Consider the following 4,006-nt stretch of genomic DNA (forward strand, 5'->3'; position numbering starts at 1 on the left):
GTGGGCCCACACCAGCACCCTCACCACCAACCTCAGCCAGATCGACCGGAAGCGGCTGGCCAGGCTCGGCCTGCATCCGCTCGCCACCGCACACGCCCTGGCCCTGTTCGACGCGGTCGTCTTCAACCCGGCCGGCCAGCCGCCCGTGCTCGTGCCTGCGCAGTTGAACACGGCGACCGAGACGCCCCCACCTCTGCTGCGCCGCCTGATCTCCCCCCGCCGACCGGCCACCCGAGCCGCCCGGGCCGCCCAGGCAACCGGTCAGGACTCCTCACTGGCCGCCCGGCTCGCCGGGCTCACTCCCGAGCAGCGCGGCGCGGCCCTGCTCGACCTGGTCCGCACCGAAGTGGCCAGCGTCCTCAGCCACCCCAACGCCACCGCCATCCCCGCCGACCGACCCCTCATCGAACTCGGCCTCGACTCCCTCACCGCCGTCGAACTCCGCAACCGCCTCACCACCACAACCACCCTCCGACTCCCCGCCACCCTCACCTTCGACCACCCCACCCCCCACGCCATCGCCGATCTGCTGGACGGCCTGCTCGGAGGCGCCCGTACGGAGAAGGCACCCGTACGGGCCGAAACGGCGGCGATCGGGGCTCTGGCCGACGACCCGGTCGTCATCGTCGGCATGGCCTGCCGGCTTCCCGGCGGCGTCGAGTCGCCCGAGGCGCTCTGGCGACTCGTGGAGAGCGGCGGCGACGCGGTGTCGGAGTTCCCCGCCGACCGCGGCTGGGACCTCGAAGGGCTCTACGACCCCGATCCCGACCATCCCGGCACCTCATACACCCGGCACGGCGGGTTCCTGCGGGACGTCGCCGACTTCGACGCCGCCTTCTTCGGCATCTCGCCCCGGGAGGCACTCGCGATGGACCCGCAGCAGCGGCTGCTGCTCGAAGTGGCGTGGGAGGCGTTCGAACGGGCCGGGATCGACCCGCAGCGGCTCAAGGGCAGCCGCACCGGGGTCTTCGCGGGTGTCATGTACCACGACTACGCGCCCCGGCTGCAGGAGGTCCCCGGCGACCTGGAGGGATATCTCATCAACGGCAGCGCGGGCAGCATCGCCTCGGGACGCGTGGCGTACACCTTCGGCTTCGAGGGCCCCGCGGTGACGGTGGACACGGCCTGCTCGTCCTCGCTGGTCGCCCTGCACCTGGCCGCCCAGTCGCTGCGTACGGGCGAGTCGGACCTCGCGCTCGCGGGCGGCGTCGCGGTGATGTCGTCGCCCGCCACGTTCGTCGAGTACTCGCGGCAGCGGGCCCTGTCTGCGGACGGGCGGTGCAAGGCGTTCTCCTCATCCGCGGACGGCACGGGCTGGGGAGAAGGCGTAAGCCTGCTGCTCCTCGAACGGCTGTCGGACGCGCGCAGGAACGGACACCCGGTGCTCGCGGTCGTCCGCGGCTCGGCCGTCAACCAGGACGGGGCGTCCAACGGCCTCACCGCCCCGAGCGGGCCGTCCCAGCAGCGGGTCATCCGGCAGGCGCTCGCCAACGCCGGGCTGGCCGCGTCCGATGTGGACGCGGTCGAGGCGCACGGCACGGGCACGACGCTCGGCGACCCCATCGAGGCTCAGGCGCTGCTGGCGACGTACGGCCAGGACCGGCCCGCCGACCGGCCGCTGTGGCTCGGCTCGCTGAAATCGAACATCGCGCACACCCAGGCCGCCGCGGGCGGCGCCGGCGTGATCAAGATGGTCATGGCGATGCGCGGCGGCGTGCTGCCTAAGACGCTGCACATCGACGAGCCGAGCCCACATGTGGACTGGTCGAGCGGCGCCGTACGCCTGCTCGACGAGGCTCGCCCCTGGCCGGAGACCGGCCGTCCGCGGCGGGCGGCGGTCTCGTCGTTCGGGGTCAGCGGCACGAACGCGCACGTGATCCTGGAGCAGCCCCCGGCCGCCGAGGAGCCGGACAGGACGGCACCTGCGCCGCCGCCCGCCGTGCCGTGGGTGCTGTCCGGGCACCTGCCCGAGGCACTGCGCGGCCAGGCCGTCGGCCTCGCGACGTACCTGGACGGCCGTGCGGACCTCGACCCCGTCGACGTGGCGCACTCTCTCGTCTCGGCCAGGGCGCTGTTCGCCGAGCGCGCCGTGGTGGTCGCGCCGAGCAGCGCCGATCTGTCCGCCGATCTGTCCGCCGATCTGTCCGCCGGGCTGGCCGCGCTCACCCGCGACGGCGCCCTGCCCGACCACGTCGTACGCGGCACTGCCGACGTGACCGGCAAGGTGGTGTTCGTCTTCCCCGGGCAGGGCGGGCAGTGGCCCGGCATGGCAGCCGGGCTGCTGGAGACGGCGCCGGTGTTCGCGGAGCGGCTCGCCGAGTGCGGGCGCGCGCTGGCCGAGTTCGTGGACTGGTCGCTGCTCGACGTCGTGCGCGGCGTCCCCGGCGCGCCGGGGCTCGACCGGGTCGACGTGGTCCAGCCGGTGCTGTGGGCCGTCATGGTCTCGCTCGCCGAGCTGTGGCAGTCGTACGGCGTGCGTCCCGACGCCGTGGTCGGCCACTCGCAGGGGGAGATCGCCGCGGCGGTGGTGGCGGGGGGCCTGTCGCTCCGCGACGCCGCCCGCGTGGTGGCCCTGCGCAGTCAGGCCATCCGTACCCTGTCGGGCGACGGCGGGATGGCGTCGGTCGCCCTGCCCCTGGAGGAGGCCGAGGCCCGGATCGCGGCCTGGGACGAGCGGCTGTCGGTCGGGGTGGTCAACGGGCCGGACAGCGTGGTCGTGTCGGGCGAGGTGGGCGCCCTGACGGAGCTGCTGGCCGCGCTCGACGCCGAAGGGGTGCGCAACCGGCGGATCCCGGTCGACTACGCGTCGCACTCCGCCCAGGTGGAGTTGATCGAGGAAGAGATCGTCAAGGCGCTGTCCCCCGTCGCTCCCCGGGAGCTGACCGTGCCGATGCTGTCGACCGTCACCGGCGACTGGGTCGGCCCCGAGGAGCTCGACGCGGAGTACTGGTACGCCAACCTGCGCCGGCCGGTGCGGTTCGAGGCCGCCACCCGGGTGCTGGCGGCCGACGGCCACAGCGCGTTCATCGAGATCAGCCCGCACCCGGTGCTCACGTCGAGCATCGAGGACACCCTCGACGCCGCGGACGTCGCACCGGCGCTGGTCACCGGCACGCTCCGGCGCGACCAGGGCGGGCCGGAGCGGTTCCTCATCTCGCTCGCCGAAGCGTTCGTGCGGGGCGTTCCGGTCGACTGGAGCGTCGCCCTCGCCGGGTCGGAACCGCGCCGCGCCGACCTGCCCACCTACGCCTTCCAGCGCACCCGCTACTGGCTCGACGCCTCCCGTGCGTCCGGGGTGGGCGGCTCGGTGGAGGACGCCGCCCCTGGTGCGCCGAGGTGGATCGGTGCGCCCGCGCCGGCGCCCGCGCGGCGGTTCGCCGGACTCGACCCGGCGCAGCGCCGCGAGGCCGTGCTCGATCTCGTCCGTACGGAGGTCGCCGCGGTGCTGCGGCACTCCGACGGCGAGGCGGTCGCGCCGGCCAGGGCGTTCAAGGAGCTGGGTCTCGACTCGCTGACCGCCGTCGACCTGCGCAACCGGCTCCGGGCGGCGACCGGGCTGCCCCTGCCGACCACGTTGATCTTCGACTACCCCTCGCCCACCGCGGTGGCCGAGCACATCCTGACGGCTTTGGGCGACGCCGAGACGGACGGCGAGGACACGCCGGCGGACGATCCGCTGACCGCGCTGCGGCGGCTGGAAGCGAGCCTGCTCGCCGAACCGGACGAGCGCAGCGAGGTCGTCTCCCGGCTCCGCGCACTGCTGGCGCGCTTCGACACTCCGGCCGGCGCGGACGACGACCCGGACGCCGAACTCGACCTCGACTCCGCCACCGACGACGAACTCTTCGACCTCCTGGACAGGGGCTGATTCCTGATGGCGAACGACGAAAAGCTGCGCGAATACCTCAAGCGTTCGATCGCGGAGACCAAGCAGGCGGAGCGGCGGCTACGGCAGATCGAGGCGAAGTCGCGCGAGCCGATCGCGATCGTGGGGATGGGCTGCCGC

Annotated in this window: 2 protein-coding genes; both read left to right on the plus strand. The window is 73.9% G+C overall.

The window, feature by feature from the left end:
- Window positions 1–3,868, plus strand: a 3,868-nt coding sequence (locus Msi02_RS42595) for a type I polyketide synthase (protein ID WP_239109430.1), incomplete at its 5' end; no start/stop codon positions are given.
- A 6-nt stretch (window positions 3,869–3,874) separates the two neighbouring features.
- Window positions 3,875–4,006, plus strand: a 132-nt coding sequence (locus tag Msi02_RS44730; protein WP_204053388.1) for a polyketide synthase docking domain-containing protein, incomplete at its 3' end; no start/stop codon positions are given.

The sequence above is a fragment of the Microbispora siamensis genome (assembly GCF_016863095.1).
Taxonomy (GTDB): Bacteria; Actinomycetota; Actinomycetes; order Streptosporangiales; family Streptosporangiaceae; genus Microbispora; species Microbispora siamensis.